The 19656-nt window shown below is 71.4% G+C and carries 18 protein-coding genes and 1 other RNA gene; 11 read left to right on the forward strand and 8 right to left on the reverse strand.

Annotated elements, in window-relative coordinates:
* Nucleotides 1-241: 241 nt before the first annotated feature.
* The 4 genes from rnpB to MYF83_RS16675 all read right to left on the reverse strand — a co-directional run bounded on the left by rnpB (nucleotide 242) and on the right by MYF83_RS16675 (nucleotide 3556).
* An RNA gene (gene rnpB, locus MYF83_RS16660) (RNase P RNA component class A) lies at nucleotides 242-633 on the reverse strand.
* A gap of 125 nt (nucleotides 634-758) precedes the next feature.
* The gene (locus MYF83_RS16665) at nucleotides 759-1973 is read right to left on the reverse strand and encodes a bifunctional RNase H/acid phosphatase (RefSeq protein WP_248961308.1); all 1215 of its coding nucleotides are present in this window, start codon (nucleotides 1971-1973) and stop codon (nucleotides 759-761) included.
* Complete coding sequence (locus MYF83_RS16670; protein WP_248961309.1) at nucleotides 1970-2710, reverse strand: zinc ribbon domain-containing protein; 741 nt, start codon at nucleotides 2708-2710, stop codon at nucleotides 1970-1972. Before MYF83_RS16670 ends, MYF83_RS16665 begins: the two co-directional genes overlap by 4 nt.
* Entirely contained in the window at nucleotides 2711-3556 is an 846-nt protein-coding gene (locus tag MYF83_RS16675; RefSeq protein ID WP_248961310.1) for a Nif3-like dinuclear metal center hexameric protein, read from the reverse strand.
* 60 nt (nucleotides 3557-3616) lie between these two features.
* Between MYF83_RS16675 and MYF83_RS16680 the strand changes: the two genes are divergently transcribed.
* From MYF83_RS16680 to MYF83_RS16695, 4 genes are all read left to right on the forward strand, one after another.
* Entirely contained in the window at nucleotides 3617-5059 is a 1443-nt protein-coding gene (locus MYF83_RS16680) for a flavin-containing monooxygenase (protein WP_248961311.1), read from the forward strand.
* 94 nt (nucleotides 5060-5153) lie between these two features.
* Entirely contained in the window at nucleotides 5154-6188 is a 1035-nt protein-coding gene (locus MYF83_RS16685) for a dipeptidase (RefSeq protein ID WP_248961312.1), read from the forward strand.
* The gene (gene menC, locus MYF83_RS16690; protein ID WP_248961313.1) at nucleotides 6185-7291 is read left to right on the forward strand and encodes an o-succinylbenzoate synthase; all 1107 of its coding nucleotides are present in this window, start codon (nucleotides 6185-6187) and stop codon (nucleotides 7289-7291) included. The genes MYF83_RS16685 and menC overlap by 4 nt, the downstream gene beginning before the upstream one ends.
* A 104-nt stretch (nucleotides 7292-7395) precedes the next feature.
* A complete protein-coding gene (locus MYF83_RS16695; RefSeq protein WP_248961314.1) occupies nucleotides 7396-7905 on the forward strand; it encodes an NUDIX hydrolase in 510 nt (169 codons plus the stop codon).
* Between the two features lie 17 nt (nucleotides 7906-7922).
* Here MYF83_RS16695 and MYF83_RS16700 read toward each other — a convergent pair whose 3' ends face one another.
* Genes MYF83_RS16700 through MYF83_RS16710 form a run of 3 tightly spaced genes read right to left on the reverse strand, consistent with a single transcriptional unit; the run spans nucleotide 7923 to nucleotide 11783 of the window.
* Nucleotides 7923-9458 (reverse strand): AMP-binding protein, encoded by a 1536-nt coding sequence (locus tag MYF83_RS16700; RefSeq protein WP_248961315.1) that lies wholly within the window; start codon nucleotides 9456-9458, stop codon nucleotides 7923-7925.
* A gap of 34 nt (nucleotides 9459-9492) precedes the next feature.
* Nucleotides 9493-10596: an acyl-CoA dehydrogenase family protein gene (locus MYF83_RS16705; protein ID WP_248961381.1), complete on the reverse strand. Its 1104-nt coding sequence runs from the start codon at nucleotides 10594-10596 to the stop codon at nucleotides 9493-9495.
* Nucleotides 10596-11783, reverse strand: coding sequence for an acyl-CoA dehydrogenase family protein (locus tag MYF83_RS16710; protein ID WP_248961316.1), 1188 nt, complete (start codon nucleotides 11781-11783; stop codon nucleotides 10596-10598). Before MYF83_RS16710 ends, MYF83_RS16705 begins: the two co-directional genes overlap by 1 nt.
* Before the next feature lie 180 nt (nucleotides 11784-11963).
* Between MYF83_RS16710 and MYF83_RS16715 the strand changes: the two genes are divergently transcribed.
* Complete coding sequence (locus tag MYF83_RS16715) at nucleotides 11964-12317, forward strand: avidin-fold protein (RefSeq protein ID WP_248961317.1); 354 nt, start codon at nucleotides 11964-11966, stop codon at nucleotides 12315-12317.
* Nucleotides 12318-12469: 152 nt separating this feature from the next.
* Here MYF83_RS16715 and MYF83_RS16720 read toward each other — a convergent pair whose 3' ends face one another.
* Entirely contained in the window at nucleotides 12470-13120 is a 651-nt protein-coding gene (locus MYF83_RS16720) for an Lrp/AsnC family transcriptional regulator (RefSeq protein WP_248961318.1), read from the reverse strand.
* A 120-nt stretch (nucleotides 13121-13240) separates the two neighbouring features.
* Between MYF83_RS16720 and MYF83_RS16725 the strand changes: the two genes are divergently transcribed.
* The 6 genes from MYF83_RS16725 to MYF83_RS16750 are packed head-to-tail and all read left to right on the forward strand — an operon-like array spanning nucleotide 13241 to nucleotide 19593.
* On the forward strand, nucleotides 13241-14857 hold the full coding sequence (locus MYF83_RS16725) for an ABC transporter substrate-binding protein (RefSeq protein ID WP_248961319.1): 1617 nt from the start codon (nucleotides 13241-13243) through the stop codon (nucleotides 14855-14857).
* Between the two features lie 58 nt (nucleotides 14858-14915).
* Nucleotides 14916-15941 carry an ABC transporter permease gene (locus MYF83_RS16730; RefSeq protein WP_248961320.1) on the forward strand — a complete coding sequence of 342 codons (1026 nt, stop codon included), beginning with the start codon at nucleotides 14916-14918 and terminating at the stop codon, nucleotides 15939-15941.
* Nucleotides 15942-15972: 31 nt separating this feature from the next.
* Entirely contained in the window at nucleotides 15973-16824 is an 852-nt protein-coding gene (locus MYF83_RS16735) for an ABC transporter permease (protein WP_248961321.1), read from the forward strand.
* Nucleotides 16821-17705, forward strand: a complete 885-nt coding sequence (locus tag MYF83_RS16740; RefSeq protein WP_248961322.1) for an ABC transporter ATP-binding protein — start codon at nucleotides 16821-16823, stop codon at nucleotides 17703-17705. The genes MYF83_RS16735 and MYF83_RS16740 overlap by 4 nt, the downstream gene beginning before the upstream one ends.
* Nucleotides 17702-18616, forward strand: coding sequence for an ABC transporter ATP-binding protein (locus MYF83_RS16745; RefSeq protein ID WP_308201463.1), 915 nt, complete (start codon nucleotides 17702-17704; stop codon nucleotides 18614-18616). Before MYF83_RS16740 ends, MYF83_RS16745 begins: the two co-directional genes overlap by 4 nt.
* Nucleotides 18613-19593, forward strand: coding sequence for a M24 family metallopeptidase (locus MYF83_RS16750; RefSeq protein WP_248961323.1), 981 nt, complete (start codon nucleotides 18613-18615; stop codon nucleotides 19591-19593). Before MYF83_RS16745 ends, MYF83_RS16750 begins: the two co-directional genes overlap by 4 nt.
* Nucleotides 19594-19656: the final 63 nt, after the last annotated feature.

Raw genomic sequence — 19656 nt, forward strand, 5'->3', positions numbered from 1 at the left:
GTGCTGGCTTTCTGGCCTGCCACCGGTGTTGGGGGGATGGGAGCAGCGGATCCGAAAGTCATACAGACTCGACTAGGTCATGCGACTATCGCGGAAACCATGGATACCTACGGGCATCTCTTTCCGAGCGATGAAGACCTAGGCCGAGGAACGATCGAGAACATGATCCGTTCCGCAAACGGAACCGAGACGGAACTAGAGATCATCCAACAGACGTTGCGCCTGGTAGAAGGCTAAACAGCGGGCGAGTCGGCCTGTAGGCCGGGTTCTGTCCTTTGCTGTGCAAAGGGGCGACCATCCATCTAGGGCCGCCGTTGCCGGCGGCCTCAAGCGGTCTACCCGCGCGACTCGGGCGGGTCACCCTCGAACGCCGCGCGCGGGATCCTCCGGGGAGGATCCCTTCTTGACCTTGCTCCAGGTGGGGTTTACCTAGCCGCCCACGTCACCGTGGGCGCTGGTGGTCTCTTACACCACCGTTTCACCCTTACCTCCCCCGAAGGGGAGGCGGTCTGTTTTCTGTGGCACTGTCCCGCGGGTCACCCCGGGTCGGCGTTACCGACCACCTTGCCCTGTGGAGCCCGGACCTTCCTCGGCGGGGCTGGAGAGCCCCGACGCGGTCGCCCGGCCGACTCGTCCGCTGTCGTAGCAGTCTATCGGATCACAAGTCGCCTCCAACCCGGTGACAAGCATCACCAGGTCAAATGGGACACGTGCGGCGGTGGTCCGTGCCCCCGTGGCCGCCGCCGCACACCGCTGCCTCAGCGAAGGTGGGAGGTGTCGTTGAAGGCCCTCACCAACTCGGGACCGTCGGGGAAGTAGTCGACGGTGGACAGGGACGCCACGTCGAGGTGCATGCGGTAGAGCGCGGCGGGGGGCGCCAGGAGCGCGAACCGCAGGAGCAGCTTGATGGGGGTCACGTGCGAGACGAGCAGGACCTTCTTGCCTTTGTGCTCGAGCAGGAGGCGGTCCCTGGCGTCCTGCACCCGCAGCGCCGCCTGGTCGAAGCTCTCGCCGCCGGGCGGGGCCACGGAGGGGTCGGCGAGCCAGGCGGCCAGCTCGTCGGGCCAGCGGCGCTGGATCTCGGTGAACGTGTGCCCCTCCCACGCGCCGAAGTCGACCTCGCGCAGCCCGTCGTCCACGGCGACCTTCAAGTCGGCGCGCGCGGCGACGATCTCGGCGGTCTCCCGGGCGCGGCGCAGCGGGGAACTGACGATCACCTCCAGCTCGTACGGCGGGCGTGACAGCCGTACGGCGGCGGCCTCGGCCTGGGCGACGCCCTTGGGGGTCAGCTCGGGGTCGCCGATGCCGGAGAACCGGCGATCCACGGAGAACGGCGTCTCGCCGTGCCGCAGGAGCAGGAACGTCGTGGCGGTCGCCGCCGGGCCCATCCAGCCGCTGCCGGACTTGGGTCCGGGCCTGGTGGACGCCGCGGCGGTGGTTGCGACCGGCTCCCCGGCCGGCCTGGTGGCGGCGGGGGCACGGCTCTCCGCACCCGCGGCGGGGGCATGGTCCTTCAGCTGACCGGTGAGGGCGGGGGTGGGGAGGGTCGTGGCCTGCCACTTGCCGCCTCGGGCGGCGGCGTCCATGGCCTCGTTGGCGAGGCGGTCGGCGTCGCGGTTGCGCTCGCGGGGGATCCACTTCCACGTCACGCGCAGGCGGCGCGCGAGGTCGGCGGCTTCGTGCGCGAGCGGGCGCAGCCCTTCGTTCTTGATCTTCCAGCGGCCGGCCATCTGCTCGATGACCAGCTTGGAGTCCATGCGCACCTCGACCGTGGCGCCCTCGCCGCCGAGGCTGAGCGCCGAGCGCAGGCCGGCGATCAGGCCCTGGTACTCGGCGACGTTGTTGGTCGTGACTCCGAGGGAGTCGGCCGCCTCGGCCAGCACCTGGCCGTCAGGGTCCTTGACGACGGCGCCGTATCCTGCGGGCCCCGGGTTGCCCCGGGAGCCGCCGTCGGCCTCGATGACAAGGTTCACAGGCCTGACTCGGGGGTGCGGACCAGGATCCTGCGGCACTCCTCGCAGCGGAGCACCTCGTCGTGGGCTGCGGCCCGGATGCGGTTGAGGTCGGCGATCGAGAGCGACACCTTGCAGCCCTGGCACCGCCCGCCGTGCAGCATGGCGGCGCCCACGCCGTACTGCCCGCGCAGCTTCTCGTACAGGGCGAGCAGGTCGGCGGGGATGTCGGCGGTGATGCCCCCGCGCTTGCCCTTGGCGTCCTCGCTCTCCTTGTCGAGGGCGGCCAGGGAGACGTCGCGCTTCTCCTCGAGCGTGGACAGGCCGGCGCCGATCTCGGTGCGCTCGGCCGACAGCCGGGCGACCTCGGCGTCCGCGGCCTCACGGCGCTCCATGATCTCAAGGACGACGTCCTCGAGGTCACCCTGGCGGCGCTGGAGCGAGACGATCTCGGACTGCAGGTTGGACAGGTCCTTCGCCGAGGAGACCTGCCCGGAGTCCAGGCGCTTCTGGTCGCGCTCGGCTCGGACGCGTACCGCGTCGACGTCGGACTCGGCCTTGGTCTGCTCTCTGGCGAGATCGCCGGCCTCGGTCTCCGCCGCGATCACCTCGGTCGCGAGGCGGGCGAGCTTGGCCGACCGCTCGTCGATCTCGGCCAGCTCTGGCAGCGTGCGGCGGCGGTGTGCCAGCCGGTCGAGGACGGCGTCGAGCTCAGCGAGCTCGAGCAGACGCTTCTGTGCTTCAGGGGCTGCTTTCACTTAATCCTCGCACTGTGCTGTTGTCGTCCAGGCGTCCGTGACCGTCTCGGAGACGCGCGTCTCCACATTAATCCCCTTGGCGGCCAACCCGGACGCGAGAATCTCGGCGGCCTGTGGCAGCCATGGCCATTCGGTCGCCCAGTGGGCGGCGTCGATCAGGGCCGGGCCGCCCGAAAAGGCCCCGGACTCCATGAACTCGCCGGCCGGGTGGTGCCTGAGGTCGGCGGTGAGGAAGACGTCGGCGCCGGCGGCGGCGACGGTGCCGAGCAGGGAGTCGCCCGCGCCGCCGCTGACGGCGACGGTGCGCACCGGGCGGGACGGGTCGCCGGCGACCCGCAGCCCCCAGGCGGTGCGCGGCAGGCCCCGGGCGGCCCGGGCGGCGAAGTCTCCGAGTGTCGTCGGGGACTCAAGTTCGCCGACGCGACCGAGGCCGCGTCTCGGGTCCTCCGGCGCCGGCTTGAGCGGGCGCAGGTCTCCAGAGAGCCCGACGGCCCTGGCGAGGGCGTCGGAGACTCCGGGATCGGCGACGTCGGCGTTGGTGTGCGCGGTGTGGAGGGCGATGTCGTGCTTGATCAGCCGGTGGACCAGCGCGCCCTTGGCGGTGTCGGCGGCCACGGTGGTGGTCCCCCGCAGGAAGAGCGGGTGGTGGGTGACGATGAGGTCGGCGCCCCACTCCAGCGCCTCGTCGGCGACGCTCGCCACCGGGTCGACGGCGAACAGGATCTTGCGTACCGGTTGTGCGGGGTCTCCGCAAACCAGGCCCACAGCGTCCCAGGGCTCCGCCCAAGCGGGGTCATACGTGGATTCAAGTTCCGCGATGATCGCGGACAAGGCTGGCGGGGACACGTGCGCAGACTACCGGCACGATCTACCGTAAGTACGTCCTGACACCCGGAGGGCTGGCGAATGGCACCAACGGTAGCGATCATTGGGGCGGGCTTCGGCGGGCTGTGCATGGGGATCCGGCTTCAGATGGCCGGGATCACCTCGTACACGATCTACGAGAAGGCCGGCGGCATCGGCGGAACGTGGCGCGACAACACCTATCCGGGAGCGGCCTGCGATGTGCCCTCCCATCTCTACTCCTTCTCCTTCGAGCAGCGCCGGGACTGGACGCGGCGCTACCCGGCCCAGCCCGAGATCCTGGCCTATCTCGAGCACTGCGCGGACAAGTACGGCGTGCGCCCGCACCTGCGGCTGAACACCGAGGTGACGAGCGCCGTGTTCGACGAGGCGGTGAACCGCTGGCGGGTGACGACGGCCGACGGGGACGAGCGGCTGTTCGACGTCGTGGTCTCCGGAGTGGGCCAGCTCAACCGGCCCCGTTTGCCCGACATACCAGGCATGTCGTCATTCGAGGGGACGAGCTTCCACTCGGCACGCTGGGAACACGGCCACGATCTCACCGGGCGCCGCGTCGCTGTGATCGGCAACGGCTCCTCTGCCGCGCAGTTCATCCCCCGCATCGCGCCGATCGCCGATCACCTGGACGTCTTCCAGCGCACCCCGAACTGGGTCATCCCCAAGGTGGACGGAGAGTACGGCCCGCGCGAGCGGCTCGCCTTCCAGTACGTGCCGCTCCTGCAGGCCGCCAACCGTGAGCGGATCTTCCAGTTCGTCGAGAACGTCATCTACCCGGTGCTGGTCGACGGCTGGAGCAAGCGCCTGGTCACCAACCGGGCCCAGGAGCACCTCAAGCAGCAGGTCCAGGACCCGGCCCTGCGCGCCAAGCTGACGCCGGCCTACCCGATCGGCTGCAAGCGGATCGTCATCGACAACGACTTCTACCCGGCGCTGACCCGGCCGAATGTCGACCTCGTCACCGACCCGATCACCCGTATCGTCCCCCACGGCATCGAGACGGCCGGCGGCACGGTGCGCGAGGCCGACACGATCATCTTCGCGACCGGCTTCCGGACGACCGACTTCCTGGCCCCCATCGAGATCGTCGGGCGGCAGGGCCACCTGCTGCACGAGAGGTGGAAGGACGGCGCCGAGGCCTACCTGGGCATCGCCATGCCGTACTTCCCGAACCTGTTCCTGCTGTACGGGCCGAACACCAACCTCGGCCACAACTCGATCATCTACATGATCGAGTCGCAGGTCCGGTACATCATGGGCTGCCTGCCGCTGCTTTCGGCGCACGGCCCGATGGAGGTGCGGCAGGCCACCATGGACGCCTGGCGCCGCGCACTCGACCGGGCCATGGCCGGCACCGTCTGGGAGGCGAGCTGCCACAGCTGGTACAAGAACGCCGCCGGCAGGGTGACCAACAACTGGCCGCGCCCGGCGGCGGTGTACCGCAGGATCTCCAGGGCGCCGCGCCGCGAGGCGTACGACTTCGGCTGACCCCCGGGTGCCCGGCCTTCCCGGATACCGGATCGCTCCGAAGTGCGGATACGGTCGGTGAGACCGGGCACCAGCGGGGAGAAGGAGTCCATCAGTGTTCGCAGACCTGCATCAGGACGCCATCGTGGCGGACACCCACAACGACCTGCTGATGGCGGTCTCGGCCAGGCCGCCACGGACGTGGGCGTCGTTCTTCCGGGAGCAGTGGCTGCCGCAGCTGCGCGAGGGCGGCGTCGACGTGCAGGTCCTCCCGGTCTTCATCGACGCCCACTATCGCCCGGAGGGCGCGCTCCGCCAGACCCTGCGGATGATCGAGTGCGCCCACGTGCTGGCCGAGGGCAACCCCGGCGAGGTGGCCATCTGCCGCGACGGGCGGGAGATCGACGAGGCCCTCGCGCTCGGCAAGATCGCGCTGGTCATCGCGCTCGAGAGCATGCCCGGCCTGGACGCGAGCGTCGAGCTGCTGCCCACCCTGTTCCGCCTCGGCGTCCGGGTCGCCTCGATCGCCCACTGGGGCCGTACGCCGCTCGCCGACGGCAGCGGGGAGGACGCCACCGGCAGCGGCCTGACCAGCCACGGCGTCGCGGCGCTCCAGGAGATGGAACGGCTCGGCATGGTCTTCGACATCTCCCACCTCGGCGCCTCGGGCGTGGCGCACGTGCTGGAGATCGCCACCCGGCCGGTCATCGCGACGCACTCCTCCGCCCGCGCCCTGCGCGACCACCACCGCAACCTCACCGACGAGCAACTGCGCGCGGTCGGCGCCGGCGGCGGCGTGGTCTGTGTCAACTTCCTGGCGGCGTTCCTGTCGGAGAAGCCCGAGGGGTACACGGTGGAGCGGCTCGCCGACCACATCCTGCACGTCGCGGACGTCGCCGGCATCGACCACGTGGGGCTCGGCCCCGACTTCATGCGCGAGGTGATGGTCGACCTGACCCCGCCCTGCGAACCGGTGAGCACCACCGGCCTGGACACGCTCGCGGCCATCCCCGGCCTGGACGGCCCCCGCGGCATGCCCTTGGTCACCGAGCAGCTGCTCAAGCGCGGTCTCGCCGAGGACGACATCCGCAAGATCCTCGGCGGCAACGTGATGCGGCTGTTCCACGCCGAACTGGGACGTCCCGCATGAAGATCACCGGCGTTGAGCTGCGCAGGGTCGCGATGCCCCTGGTGTCGCCGTTCCGGACGTCCTTCGGCACCGAGACCGAGCGGGACGTGCTGCTGGTCAAGGTCGTCACCCCCGAGGCCGAGGGGTGGGGCGAATGCGTGGCGATGTCCGGGCCGCTCTACTCCTCCGAGTACGCAGACGGGGCCGCCGACGTCATGCGGCGGTTCCTGATCCCGGCGCTCGCCGCGCTCCCGGACGCCGGCGCCCACGCCGCGGAGCGGGCGCTCGCGCCGTTCAAGGGCCACCGCATGGCCAAGGCCGCGCTGGAGACGGCCGTGCTGGACGCGGAGCTGCGCGCGGCGGGCACCTCCTTCGCGAGCTTCCTCGGAGCGTCCCGCGACCGGGTGCCGTGCGGGGTGTCGGTGGGCATCATGGACTCGATCCCCCGGCTCCTGGACGCGGTGGCGGGCTACGTGGACGAGGGCTACGTACGGGTGAAGATCAAGATCGAGCCCGGCTGGGACGTGGCCCCGGTGCGCGCGCTGCGCGAGCGCTTCGGCGACGACCTGCTGCTCCAGGTGGACGCCAACGCCGCCTACACCCTCGTGGACGCCCCGCACCTGGCCGAGCTGGACGCCTTCGGCCTGCTGCTCATCGAGCAGCCGCTGGCCGAGGACGACCTGGTGCAGCACGCGGCGCTCGCCAAGCGGCTGAGGACTCCCCTGTGCCTGGACGAGTCCATCGAGTCCGCCCGGGACGCCGCCGCGGCGATCTCCCTCGGCGCCTGCTCCGTCATCAACGTCAAGGCGGGGCGGGTGGGCGGATATCTCGAAGCGCGGCGCATCCACGACCTGTGCCGGGCGCACGGGGTGGCGGTGTGGTGCGGCGGCATGCTGGAGACCGGTCTCGGCCGGGCGGCCAACGTGGCGCTCGCGGCCCTGCCCGGGTTCACCTTGCCCGGCGACACCTCCGCCTCCCGCCGCTACTACGCCACCGACGTCACCGACCCCTTCGTCCTGCAGGACGGTCACCTTCCCGTTCCCACCGGCCCGGGCCTCGGCGTGACCCCCGTCCCCGAGATCCTGGACGAGATCACCACGTTCCGGGAGTGGATCCCCGCCTGAGAGGGCCCGTGGCCGTGGCGCCTCACCGGCCGTCGCAGGGGGCGACGCTCGTGGCGCACCGGTGCCCGCGGCCAGGATGGCCTGGCATCCGCGATCGGTACATCGTGCGACGACAGGTGATAGACCTGGTCGGTGTGACGATCGAAGGACAGAAGATCATCAAACAGCTCAGGGTGGCCGCCTACGCCGTCTGCATCGACGACGGGAAGATCCTGCTGGCTCGATGGGTCGGGCCCGATGGACGGCGCTGGACGCTTCCCGGTGGTGGCATCGACCACGCCGAGGATCCCCTCGACGCCGCCATCCGCGAGGCGGAGGAGGAGACCGGCTACACCATCGCGATCGACGACCTTCTGGGCATCGACACGATCCGCCGGCGCTTTTCGCGCGAGGCCGGGGGCGAGGCCGACTTCCACGGGCTTCGCGTCATCTACGCGGCCCGGGTCGTCGGCGGCGCTCTGCGGCATGAGGTCGGCGGCAGCACCGACCTGGCCGCGTGGGTGGACCTCGGCCGAGTGGCCGACCTCGACCGGGTCGAGCTGGTCGACATCGCCTTGGACCTGCACCGCGTCCGCCCCCGGGACGGCAGGGTGCCGGTCAGGCCCGGTTCGTAAAGCGCCGTGGGGTGTCGTCACGTTCCGCGCAGATACTCCTCGCGGACCTTGTAGCGGGAGAGCTTGCCCGTCGGGGTGCGCGGCAGCTCGTCGCGGTACTCGATGGCGCGGGGGTGCTTGAAGCGGGCGATGCGCGGGGCGCAGTGGTCCAGGAGCTCGGCGGTCAGCTCCGGGCCGGTGCGCGTGCCGGGCGCCGGCTGGACCACCGCGACCACCTTGTGCCCCCACTCCTCGTCCGGGACGCCGATCACGGCGACGTCGGCGACCGCGGGATGCTCCAGCAGGGCGGCCTCGATCTCGGCGGGGTAGATGTTCACCCCGCCCGAGATGATCAGGTCGGTGCGGCGGTCGCACAGGAACAGGTAGCCGTTCTCGTCGAGGTAGCCGATGTCGCCGGGCGCGTACCACTCGCCGCGCTTGCTGGCGGCCGTCCGCCCGGGGTCCTTGCGGTACTCGAAGGCTCCCATGGACGACTTGACGTAGACCATCCCGGGCTCGCCCGGGGGGAGCTCGTCGCCGTTCTCGTCCAGGACCCTGGCCTCGAACGAGGGCGCGGGACGGCCGACGGTGCCCGGGCGGGCCAGCCAGTCGTGCGGCTTGACGGAGAAGGCGATCGTGGACTCGGTGGAGCCGTAGTACTCGTAGAGCACCGGCCCCCACCAGTCCATGATCGCCTTCTTCACCGCCACGGGGCAGGCCGCGCCGGTGTGGATCACCTGCTGGAGCGAGGAGACGTCGTACCGCTTCTTGGCCTCGTCGGGCAGCCGGAGCATGCGGTGGAACATCGTGGGGACCATCATCGCGTTGGTCACCCGGTACCGCTCGATCAGCTCGAGGATGTTCACCGGGTCGAACCCGCCGGTGATGACGACGGTGTGCCCGAGGTTGAGCGCGATCATGGTGTGCGCGCACGGCGCCGAGTGGTACATCGGGGAGGTGACCAGGTGAACGGCGTCACCGGGCCGCAGGTCGCAGACCTCACCGACGAACCATGTGGTGAGCGGGACGGCGTCCTCGGGCGCGGCGCCCGACAGCCGCCGCTGCACACCCTTCGGGAACCCGGTCGTGCCAGAGGTGTACCACATGACCGATCCGCTGGACCGGTCATCAGGGGTGGTCGCCGGCTGCCCCTCGGCCAGGCCGGCGTACCCGGCGTAGGTGGCCTCGGCCGGAACGCCCGCCGAGGCGCAGGCCTCCTTGACCGCGCCGGCGAGCGCGCCGCCGTCGTCTCCGTACACGACGATCCGGGCGTCGCAGTCATTGAGGATGTACGCGATCTCGGCGGCCGTCAGGTGCCAGTTGACGGGGACGTAGTACAGGCCGATCTGCCCGGTCGCCAGGAGCATCACGACGACGTCGATGCCGTTGGGCAGGACGCCCGCCACCACGTCGCCCTGGACCAGCCCGCGCGCCCTGAGCCCGTGCGCCACCTGGTCGGCGCGCGCCAGCAGCTCGCCGTACGTGGTGACCGATCCGTCGGTGTCGACGACCGCCCTGCGGCCGGAGTCGGCCTCGGCGATCCGGTAGAAGCCGGGCAAGGAGCTGATGTCCATGGGCACTCCTATCGGTTCATGGGCGGATGGCGGGTCAGATCACGAGTTCGGCGAGGCGGGCGCGGTGCGTTCTGGGCGGTCCGAGCAGCACTTCGTCGCTCTTCGCCCGCTTGTAGTAGAGATGCGCGTCGTGCTCCCAGGTGAAACCGACGCCGCCGTGCAGGAGCAGGTGGTCGCGTGCGACCTCGAAGCAGGCGCGCCCGACGTACGCCTGGGCCAGGGCCGCGGCCTCGGGGAGCTCTCCGGGTGACTCGTCGGCGGCCCAGGCGGCGAAGCGGACGATCGCGTCGGCCTGCTCCAGCTTGCAGTGCATGTCGGCGAGCCGGTGCTTGACCGCCTGGTAGGAGCCGATCTGCCGGCCGAACGCCACGCGGATCCTGCTGTAGGCGACGATCGCGTCGAGCCCGGCGCGCAGCACGCCGAGCTGCTCGGCCGCGAGCGCGACCGACACCAGGTCGAAGGCCCGCGCGAGCACGTGCCCGTGGGCGTCGCCGTTCACGTCGAGCCCGCCGGTGGCGACGAGCCGGGCGGGGGTGCCGTCGAAGGTGAGGCGGGCCTGGCGGCGCGTGGGGTCCAGCGTGGTCAGCGGCGTGCGGGACAGGCCCGGCGCGCCGGCCTCCACCGCGTACAGCGCCTCCCCCTCCCCCGTGCGTGCGACGACCAGGAGCAGGTCGGCCTCGGCGCCGTTCGGCGCCACGGGGATCTGGCCGGTCAGCGTGCCGCCCGAGGCGGTGACGCCGCCGCGGTCGCCGGAGAGCGGCGCGAGCGTGGCGACCGTGGTCCCGGCGGCGATGCCCGGCAGCAGCTCCTTGACGGCCTGACCGTCGTACGTCGCGGCCGCCTCGGTCAGGACGATGGCGGCGAACACGGTGGCGAGCAGCGGGCCGGGCAGGAGCGCGGCGCCGGTCTCCTCCAGGGCCACCGCGAGGTCGGCGTGCCCGGCGCCCGCTCCGCCGTGCTCCTCCGGGACGATCAGGCCGGACAGACCCAGCTCGCCGTTCAGCCGCCGGTAGACGGCCCGGTCGTAGCCGTCGGGACTCTCCATGTCCTGCCTGACCTTGGCGAGCGGCGAGGCGGCCGCGAGGAAGGACCGGACGGCGGCGCGGAGCTCCCGCTGCTCAGGGGACAGGATGAGCATCACGACTGGGTACCCACCTTCAGGTCCTTGAACGGCACGTTCTTGTCGGCTCTGGGCTCGGGAGGCAGGTTGAGCACCCGGTCGCCGATGATGTTGCGCATGATCTCGTTGGTGCCCCCGCCGAGGGACATGGCGGGGGCCAGGGCGATGGCGCCCGCCAGCCCGCCGCCGCCGGGCTCGTACGCGAGGGCCTGCGGTCCGGCGAGCGAGACGGCGAGGTCGGCCTGGAAGTTGGTGAGCTCGGCGAGCAGCAGCTTGGCCGCGCTGCCCCGGGCGCCGGGGAAGATGCCGGCCTTGGTCTCCTGGGAGAGCTTGGCATTGAACAGCGCGAGCGCGCGGCTCCTGATGTGCAGCTCGACGAGCTGGTCGCGCACCAGGGGGTCTTGGACGTCCACGACCTCGCGCAGGGCGTCCAGGGACGCGGGGTTGTCGCGCGGCCCGCTCATGCCGACGCCGCTGGAGATCGACAGCCGTTCGTGCAGGAGCGTGGTGACCGCGCTGCTCCAGCCGCCGTTGACCTCGCCGACGACGCTGCCGGGGGCGATGTGCACGTCGTCGAAGAAGATCTCGTTGAAGTGGGCGCGTCCGGTCATGTCCTTCAGCGGGCGGACGGTCACACCGGGGGCGTGCATGTCGACGATGAGCATCGTCAGGCCCTTGTGCTTGGGCACCTCCACATCGGTGCGGGCGAGCAGCAGGCCGTAGTCGGCGTGCTGGGCGACCGAGGTCCACACCTTCTGCCCGTTGACGATCCATCCCCCGTCGTCGGCTGGGACGGCGCGGGTCTGGAGCGCGGCCACGTCGCTGCCCGCGCCGGGCTCGGAGAACAGCTGGCACCAGATCTCCTCGCCGCGCAGGAGCCTTCTGATGTGGCGGGCCTTCTGCTCGGGGGTGCCGAGGTCGACGAGCGTGGGCCCGCACATGCCGAGGCCGATGGAGAACACGTAGATCGGGAGCGAGACGCGGGCGGCCTCGGCGGCGAAGGCGCGGTCCTCGGCCTGGGTCAGCCCCTGACCGCCCCATTCGGCGGGCCAGGTGATGCCCGAGTAGCCGGCGTCGTAGAGCCTGGCCATGAATTCCCTGGCCGTGGCGACGCCGTCCTCGGCCGCGGAACCCTCGGCGGGGGCGCCGGGGACGTTGGCCGCCAGCCAGTCCCTGGCCTGCCGCCGGTACTCCTCAAGATCCATGTTCACTCCACCACGTGGACATCAGTGAACACTTACTCTAACGAGCCCCGAGTCGGTCGTACAGATCATTGCTCTGTTCGGCCATCGCCCGCAGACGGATCACCGCGCCACTCCGGGAAGGGTGAGCGAAACGTCCAGCCTCGGTTGCGCCCGCCGAGCGGAGGGGCACGATGCGGAGACGTGAGCGACAGTAACCTTCTCAGCGGCCGTACGTTCGTCATGATCAGCTCGACGGCGAGCGAGGTGAACGCCGACGATCCGACCCGGTTCGTGTACGAGGAGGCCGACGGCGTCATCTGGGGCACCTACACCGGGGACACCGTCGTCCAGGGCCGGTTCGTCGGCACCAGGGACGACGACCGCCTCGTGCTCATGTACGTGCACGCGCTCAAGGCCGGACCCCGGGCCGCGGGACGCAGCGACAGCCGCATCGAGTCGCTGCCCGACGGCCGCCTGCGCCTGGTCGAGCACTTCACCTTCGACGGCGACGACACCCCGCAGGTCAGCGTCTGCGAGGAGCTCCCGACGCGCTGACCCCCTCGCCACGGACGCCACGCCGCCCGCCGTACAACGGCGCCGGCATCGCCGTACTCCTTCCCGCCGCCCCGGCGCCGAACACCGGATCCCCAGCGGGCGGGGGGAAGGGCGAACCTAGACGCCCGGCGGGGAGGGGGCCAGGGCGCCGGTCAGGTGTCCTTGTGCATGTCGGCGCGGCCCTCCGCCGCTCCGACGAAGCGCATCTTGCCCAGCGGCACGCCGGAGGGCGGAGGCTGGGCGGGATCGGTGGCGGGGGGCCTGCGGGGGGCCTGGCGGGGACGGCGGTCGGAGGGCAGCACGTAGGGCCGCTTGAGGACCTCGTCCAGGATGAAGACGGTCTCGGTGGCCTTGACGGCGGGGATGCTCGCCAGGCGTTCGGTCACCAGGGCGTGCACCGCCGCGACGTCGGCCATCCTGACCTGGATCATCGCGTCGTGCTGCCCGGTGGTGATCGCGCAGTACTCCACTTCGGGCATCTGCGCGAGCTGGGCGCGGAACTGCTTCCACATCTGCTGGCGCACCGTCACGAAGACCAGCGCGGTGATGCCGAGCCCGGCCCGCACGTGGTCCACCTCGGCGGTGAACCTCTTGATCACGCCGTCTGCGCGGAGCGCCTCGAACCTCGTGTAGGCGCTGGCCCGGGAGATCCCGACCCGCTCGGCGAGCGACGCCACCGAGATGCGGCCGTTCTCCCGCAGCACCTCGAGGATCTTCATGTGGGTCGCGTCAAGCTGGAGGCCGATGCCGATCCGTCCAGGGACCCCGGTCCCGGACGGTGGCGTGCTTGACATTTCGGTCATACATCTTTCCTATGCGCTATATCCGTCTCGGCACACTGCCATGAGCTGGACGTTCTACCGGACAATCCTGGACCACACGCTGACAATCGTCTACTTAGCACCAATTCCGGAGGACACAGAATGGCGACCCGTCCGCGGCGCCGTACGGCATGGCAGGCGAGGGCGGCTCTGCTGCCGGTCCTGCTCACCGGCGCTCTCTCCCTCGCCGCCTGCTCCGGTGGCAGCACGTCCACCACGTCACCGCAGAGCAGCGGCGGCACGAGCAAGACCCTGGTGATGGACGCCTCCTTCACCCTCAAGACCGCCGACCCCGGCCGCAACTACGAGCCCACCGGACTGATCGTCGGCAAGGCGCTCTACGACACCCTGCTGACCTTCGAGGGCTCGGACGTCACCAAGCCGCTCCCCTCCCTCGCCGAGTCCTACGAGCAGTCCGCCGACGGCAAGACGCTCACGCTGAAGCTGCGGCAGGGCGCCACGTTCTCTGACGGCTCGCCTGTCACCGCCGACGACGTCGTCTTCTCCCTCAACCGCGTCCGCGACCTGAAGGGCAACCCGTCCTTCCTGCTCGACGGGGTCGAGGTGGCCAAGACCGACGAGTCGACGGTCACGATGACCTCCAAGACCGCGAGGCCGGAGCTGCCGTTCATCCTCCCGAACCCGGCACTCGGCATCCTGAACTCCAAGGTCGTCAAGGCGCACGGCGGCACCGCCGACGCCTCCGACAAGGCCGAGCAGTACCTCAACGGCGCCTCCGCCGGCTCCGGGCCCTACGAGCTGGAGTCGTTCAACACCCAGTCGCAGGTGGTGCTGAAGGCCAACGCGAAGTACTGGGGCGCGAAGAAGCCCACCTACACCAAGGTCGTCATCCGCAACGTCGAGTCGGCCACCCAGAAGCTGAACGTGCAGCGCGGTGACAGCCAGGTCGCGCTCGACCTGTCCGGCGACCAGATCAAGAGCGTCGGCGGGAGCTTCCAGACCCTCAAGACCGCCTCGGCGAACGTCGTCTTCCTGCTGAGCAACCAGGACGCCGCGGTCAGCAAGACCACCAGCAACCCCAAGATCCTCGAAGCCATCCGCAAGGGCGTCGACTACCAGGGCCTGCTGGAACTCGCCGGCGAGGGCTCGGTGCAGGCGCCGGGCGTCATCCCGACGATGCTGCTGGGCGCGCTGCCCGCCGACCAGGCCGTCAAGCGGGACGTCGAGGGCGCCAAGGCGGCCGTGGCGGCCAGCGGGGTGAGCAACCCGAGCATCAAGCTGGAGTACCCGAGCGACCTAACGCTCCAGGGGCTGTCGTTCCAGCCGTTCGCCGAGCGCATCCAGGCCAACCTCAAGGAGGTCGGCATCACCGTCGAGCTCGCCCCCGCCCCGGTGGCGACCGCGCTGGACAACTACCGCAACGGCAAGGAGGAGCTCGGCCTGTGGTACTGGGGTCCGGACTACCCGGACCCGACCGACTACCTGGCCTTCCTCCCCGGCAAGCTGGTCGGCCTGCGCGCCGGCTGGAAGGCCGGCGCCGACAAGGAACTGGAGGCCGTGGGCGACAAGGCGGCCACCACGATCGGTGACGACACGCGCAAGCAGCTCTACACCGACATTCAGAACAAGCTGAACGCCTCCGGCCCGTTCATCCCGCTGATCCAGCCCAGCCAGAACATCGTGACGGCGGCGTCCGTCACCGGCCTCGCGTTCCACCCGGTGTGGACGGTCGATGTCGCAGCTCTCGGCGCCAAGTGACGAACCGGCGGGTGGCGCGGCGCGGAGCCGCGCCGCCCGCCGGCGCGGGAGCGGCCATGTGCGGCACCCTCTGGCGCGGTTCCTGCTGCGCAGGATCGCCGTCGCGGTGCTGCTCGGCCTCGGGATCACGCTGGTCACCTTCGTCCTGACCAACCTCGTCCCCGGCGACCCGGTGACGGCCAACCTCGGCCAGCGGGCGCTCGGCGACCCGGCGATCGTCGCGCAGTTCCGCGCCGAGCACGGCCTGGACAAGTCGCTGCCGGTGCAGTACCTCACCTACCTCGGCGGGCTCGTCCAGGGCGACCTCGGCATGAGCCAGCAGAGCCACCGTCCGGTCCTGGACGATCTGGCGGAGTTCGTCCCCTCCACGATCGAACTGGCGGGCGGCGCGATCCTGATCTCCCTGGTGGCGGGCGTCGCCTTCGGCGTCATCGCCGCGCTGCGCCGCGACCGGCTGTCGGACCAGGTGCTGCGCGTCCTCAGCCTGGTCGGCATCTCGGTGCCGACGTTCTGGCTCGCGCTGGTGGCGTTCTACGTGTTCTTCTTCCGGCTGCAGATCACCCCGGGCAGCGGCCGTATCGCCCCGGACATGAACGCCCCGCCGGGCGTCACCGGCCTGTACACCCTCGACGCCGCCCTCGCGGGGCAGTGGGACGTGTTCGCCTCGGCCGTGGGCCACCTGCTGACCCCCGCGCTGGTGCTCGCCGCCTACACGATCGGGCTGCTCACCCGCTTCACCCGGTCGGCGGTGCTGGAGGTGCTCGGGCAGGACTACGTGCGCGCGGCGCGGGCCAAGGGCCTGCCGGGCCGGGTGATCCTGTTCCGGTACGTGCTGCGCTCGGCGCTCGTCCCGATCATCACGGTGGCCGGTCTCGCCTTCGGCAGCCTGCTGTCCGGCACGGTGCTGGTCGAGTCGGTGTTCGCGCGACCGGGCATCGGCCAGTACGCCTACAAGAGCGCCACGACGCTGGACCTGCCCGCCGTCATGGGCGTCGGTCTGGTCGTCGGCTGCGTGTACGTCCTGATCAACCTGGTGGTCGACATCCTGTACGGGGTCATCGACCCGAGAGTGAGGCTCGCGTGATCGCCCGCGTCCGCCGGACAGGGGGGCCGGCGTGAGGATCCTTTCGCGCCTTCCCGAGGCATGGCGGCAGCCGCTCGCCATCGCGGGCGGGGTGGTGGCGCTGGCCTGGCTGGTCATCGCCGCCGCGGCTCCGCTGCTCGCGCCGCACGACCCGCTGGCCCAGGACCTGCCGAGGCTGGCCGCTCCCGGCCCCGGGCACTGGTTCGGGACCGACCAGCTCGGCCGGGACATCCTGTCCCGGATCATGTACGGCGCGCGGGTGTCCATCCCGCTGACGTTGCTGCTGGTGGTGCTGTCGCTGCTGATCGGCGGCCTCCTCGGCGCCTGCGCCGGATATTTCGGCAGATGGGTGGGAGAGGGGATCATGCGGCTCGCCGACCTGGTCTTCGCCTTCCCGACCGTCATCCTCGCGATGGTCGTCGCCGCCGCCCTCGGGGCCAGCCTCACCAACGCGGTGCTGGCGGTGCTCGTCGTGGCCTGGCCCGCGTACGCCCGCGTGACGCGCGGCCTGGTCCTCGGCATGCGGGAACGCGAGTTCGTGCTCAGCGGCCGGCTGCTCGGCTTCTCCGCCTGGAAGTCCCTGCGCGTGGACGTGCTGCCCAACGTCACCGGGCCGATCCTCGTGCTGGCCACCCTCGACATCGGCACCGCGCTGCTCCTGCTGTCGGGACTGTCCTTCCTCGGGCTCGGGGCCAAGCCCCCCTCCCCCGAGTGGGGCGCGATGGTCGCCTCCGGCGTGGAGGTCTTCGACAGCTGGTGGGTCGCGACCTTCCCGGGCCTGGCCATCCTGACCGTGGTGCTCGCGTTCAACTTCCTCGGCGACACGCTGCGCGACGCCCTGGACCCGCGCACGGCCCGCGCCATCAAGGAGCGTGCGCTTTGACCGCCAACGACCAAAGGGACGCGGCGCCGGTGCTGAGCGTCGAGGGCCTGACCGTCTCCATCGGCGAGCACGAGATCCTGCGCGGAGTGGACCTCGTCCTCACGCCCGGCCGCGTCCATGGCCTGGCGGGCGAGAGCGGGTCGGGCAAGACGATGACCGGACTCGCCGCGCTCGGCCTGCTCCCGCACGGCGCCCGCGCCGGCGGCCGGATCCTCCTCGACGGGCGCGACCTGCTCGCCCTGTCCCAGCGCGACCTGAACGCGATCAGGGGACGCGAGATCGCCATGGTGTTCCAGGACCCGGCGACCAGCCTCCACCCGATGCTGACGATCGGCCGCCAGCTCACCGAGCACATGCGGCACCACCTGCGGCTCGGCAAGGCCGAGGCGCGGGCCCGGGCGATCGGGCTGCTCGGGCAGGTGCGGATCCCCGGCCCGGCGGCGGCGATCGACCGCTACCCGCACCAGTTCTCCGGCGGCATGCGCCAGCGCATCGCCATCGCGATCGCGCTCGCCTGCGGCCCGAAGGTCCTGATCGCCGACGAGCCGACCACCGCGCTGGACGTGACCGTCCAGGCGGGGGTCCTGCGGCTGCTCAGAAGCCTGTGCGACGACCTCGGGCTCGCCGTGCTGCTGGTCACGCACGACCTCGGCGTCATGTCGGCGGTCGCCGACGAGGTCAGCGTCATGCGCGAGGGGCTCGTGCTGGAGACCGGCCCGCGCGGGCGGGTCCTACGCGAACCGGAACACCCCTACACCCGCGCCCTCCTGGACGCACTGCCGAGGGAGGGCTCCGCGACGCCCACCGACGCACCACCGAAGGACGGCTCGGACGCACTGCCCGGCGAGGGCTCGGACGCACTGCCGAGGGAGGGCTCGTGAGCCTGCTGACCGTGGAGGACCTGGTCGTCGACCACCGGACGCCGGGCAGGCCCGCCGTGCGGGCGGTGGCCGGGGCCAGCCTGAGCGTGGCGGCCGGCGAGGTGGTCGGCCTGGTCGGGGAGTCGGGGTGTGGCAAGTCCACGCTCGCCCGCGCCGTGTGCGGGCTGGTCCCCGCCGGCGGCGGGACGGTCTCGTTCGAGGGCGGCCCGGTCACCCCCCTCGGCCTGCGCCGCAGGGACCGGGCGCTGACCAAGATCCAGATGGTCTTCCAGGACCCCTACGCCTCGCTCAACCCCCGGCGGCGAGTCGGCGCGCAGATCGCCGACGGCCTGGCCACGGCCGGGGACCGCGAGACCACCGCCGGCGGCATGCTGGAGCGGGTCGGCCTGCCGGCCCGCATGGCCGAACGCTATCCGCACGAGTTCTCCGGCGGGCAGCGCCAGCGGATCGCGATCGCGCGGGCCCTGGCGGCCCGTCCCTCGCTGCTCATCGGGGACGAGCCGATCTCCGCGCTGGACGCCTCCGCGCAGGCGCAGGTGGCGACCCTCATGCGCAACCTCGCCGTCGAGTCGGGCGCGGGTCTGCTGTTCATCAGCCACGACCTGTCGGTCGTCCGGCTGATCGCGGACCGGATCGCCGTGATGTACCTGGGGAAGATCGTCGAGACCGGGCCGACCGCCGAGATCTGGGCCGATCCCCGCCATCCCTACACCCAGGCGCTGCTGCGGGCCATCCCGGAGCCGGACGGTCTCGGCCGGCTGCCGGAGGAGCTGCCCGGAGACGTGCCCGACCCGGCGGACCCGCCACCTGGATGCCGGTTCCACCCGCGGTGCCCGGTGGCGATGGACGTGTGCGCCGAGAAGGAGCCCGCCTTCGGGCCGGTGTCCTGCTGGCTGCATCCGCCCGCATGACCGGCGAGGTCATGGCGGCCGTCCTCGCGCGGATGTCGGAGGCGGGCCTGGACGCGCTGGTGCTGCGCTCTTCCCCCGATCTGCGCTATGTCGCGGGGCGCGACGCCTCCGGGTTCCTCGTGCTCGTCCCGGGCCTGCCGCCCGGGTTCGCGGCGGACGCGGCGCAGGCCGCCGAGCTCATCCCGGCCTCGGTGTCGCGGGTCGGGGTGGACGGCGAGATGCGGGCGCACGAGTTGTTCGTGCTCCGCGTCGACGCCGATCTGGTCCTGGCCTCGGCCGTGCTGGACCCGCTGCGCATGCGCAAGCGCCCGGAGGAGATCGCCGCGATCGAGCGGGCCGCGGCGGCGGCCGACCGCGTGCTGGCCGCGGCGCGGGAGCTCTCCTGGTTCGGCGCCACGGAGGACGGCATGGCCCGGCGGCTGGCCGCCGGGCCCGATCCCGAGGTCGGGGTGTCGGTCGTGGTGGCGGCCGGGGAGAACACGGCCCGGCCTCGTCATGTGCCGTCCGGCCGCGTCATCAACCCGGGCGACGCGGTGACGATCCGGGTCGCGGCGCGGGCCGACGGGTACCACGCGCTCGCCAGCCGCGCCTTCGTCGTGGCCGAGCCGCCGGAGGACTTCGACGCGGTGCACGCGGTGCTGCTGTCCGCGGGCACCGCCGCCGCCGACGCCGTGCGTCCGGGCGTGACGGCCGCGGAGGTCGACGCGGCCGCCTGGACGGTGCTGGACGAGAGCGGGTACGGCCCCTACGCCACGCGGGGGACGGGCCACGGCGTCGGGCTGGACCCGCAGGAGAGGCCCTGGCTCACCGCCGCGGACCGTACCGTGCTCGCTCCGGGCATGACCCTGGCGATCGAACCTGGCATCCACGTACCTGACCTTTACGGAGCCCAAGTCGGTGATGTAGTGGAATGCACCGAAAGTGGGGGCCGGACGATGAACCGGGCACCCCGCGCACTGCATGTCCTTGATCCATAGTTTGTGGCATCTTGCCCTTCCACTGCCCTGACCTCGAATGATGCGGATTTAGGGTGATCACGA

Origin of the sequence: Sphaerisporangium perillae (assembly GCF_023276435.1) — a bacterium.
In the GTDB taxonomy this organism is placed as follows: Bacteria; Actinomycetota; Actinomycetes; order Streptosporangiales; family Streptosporangiaceae; genus Sphaerisporangium; species Sphaerisporangium perillae.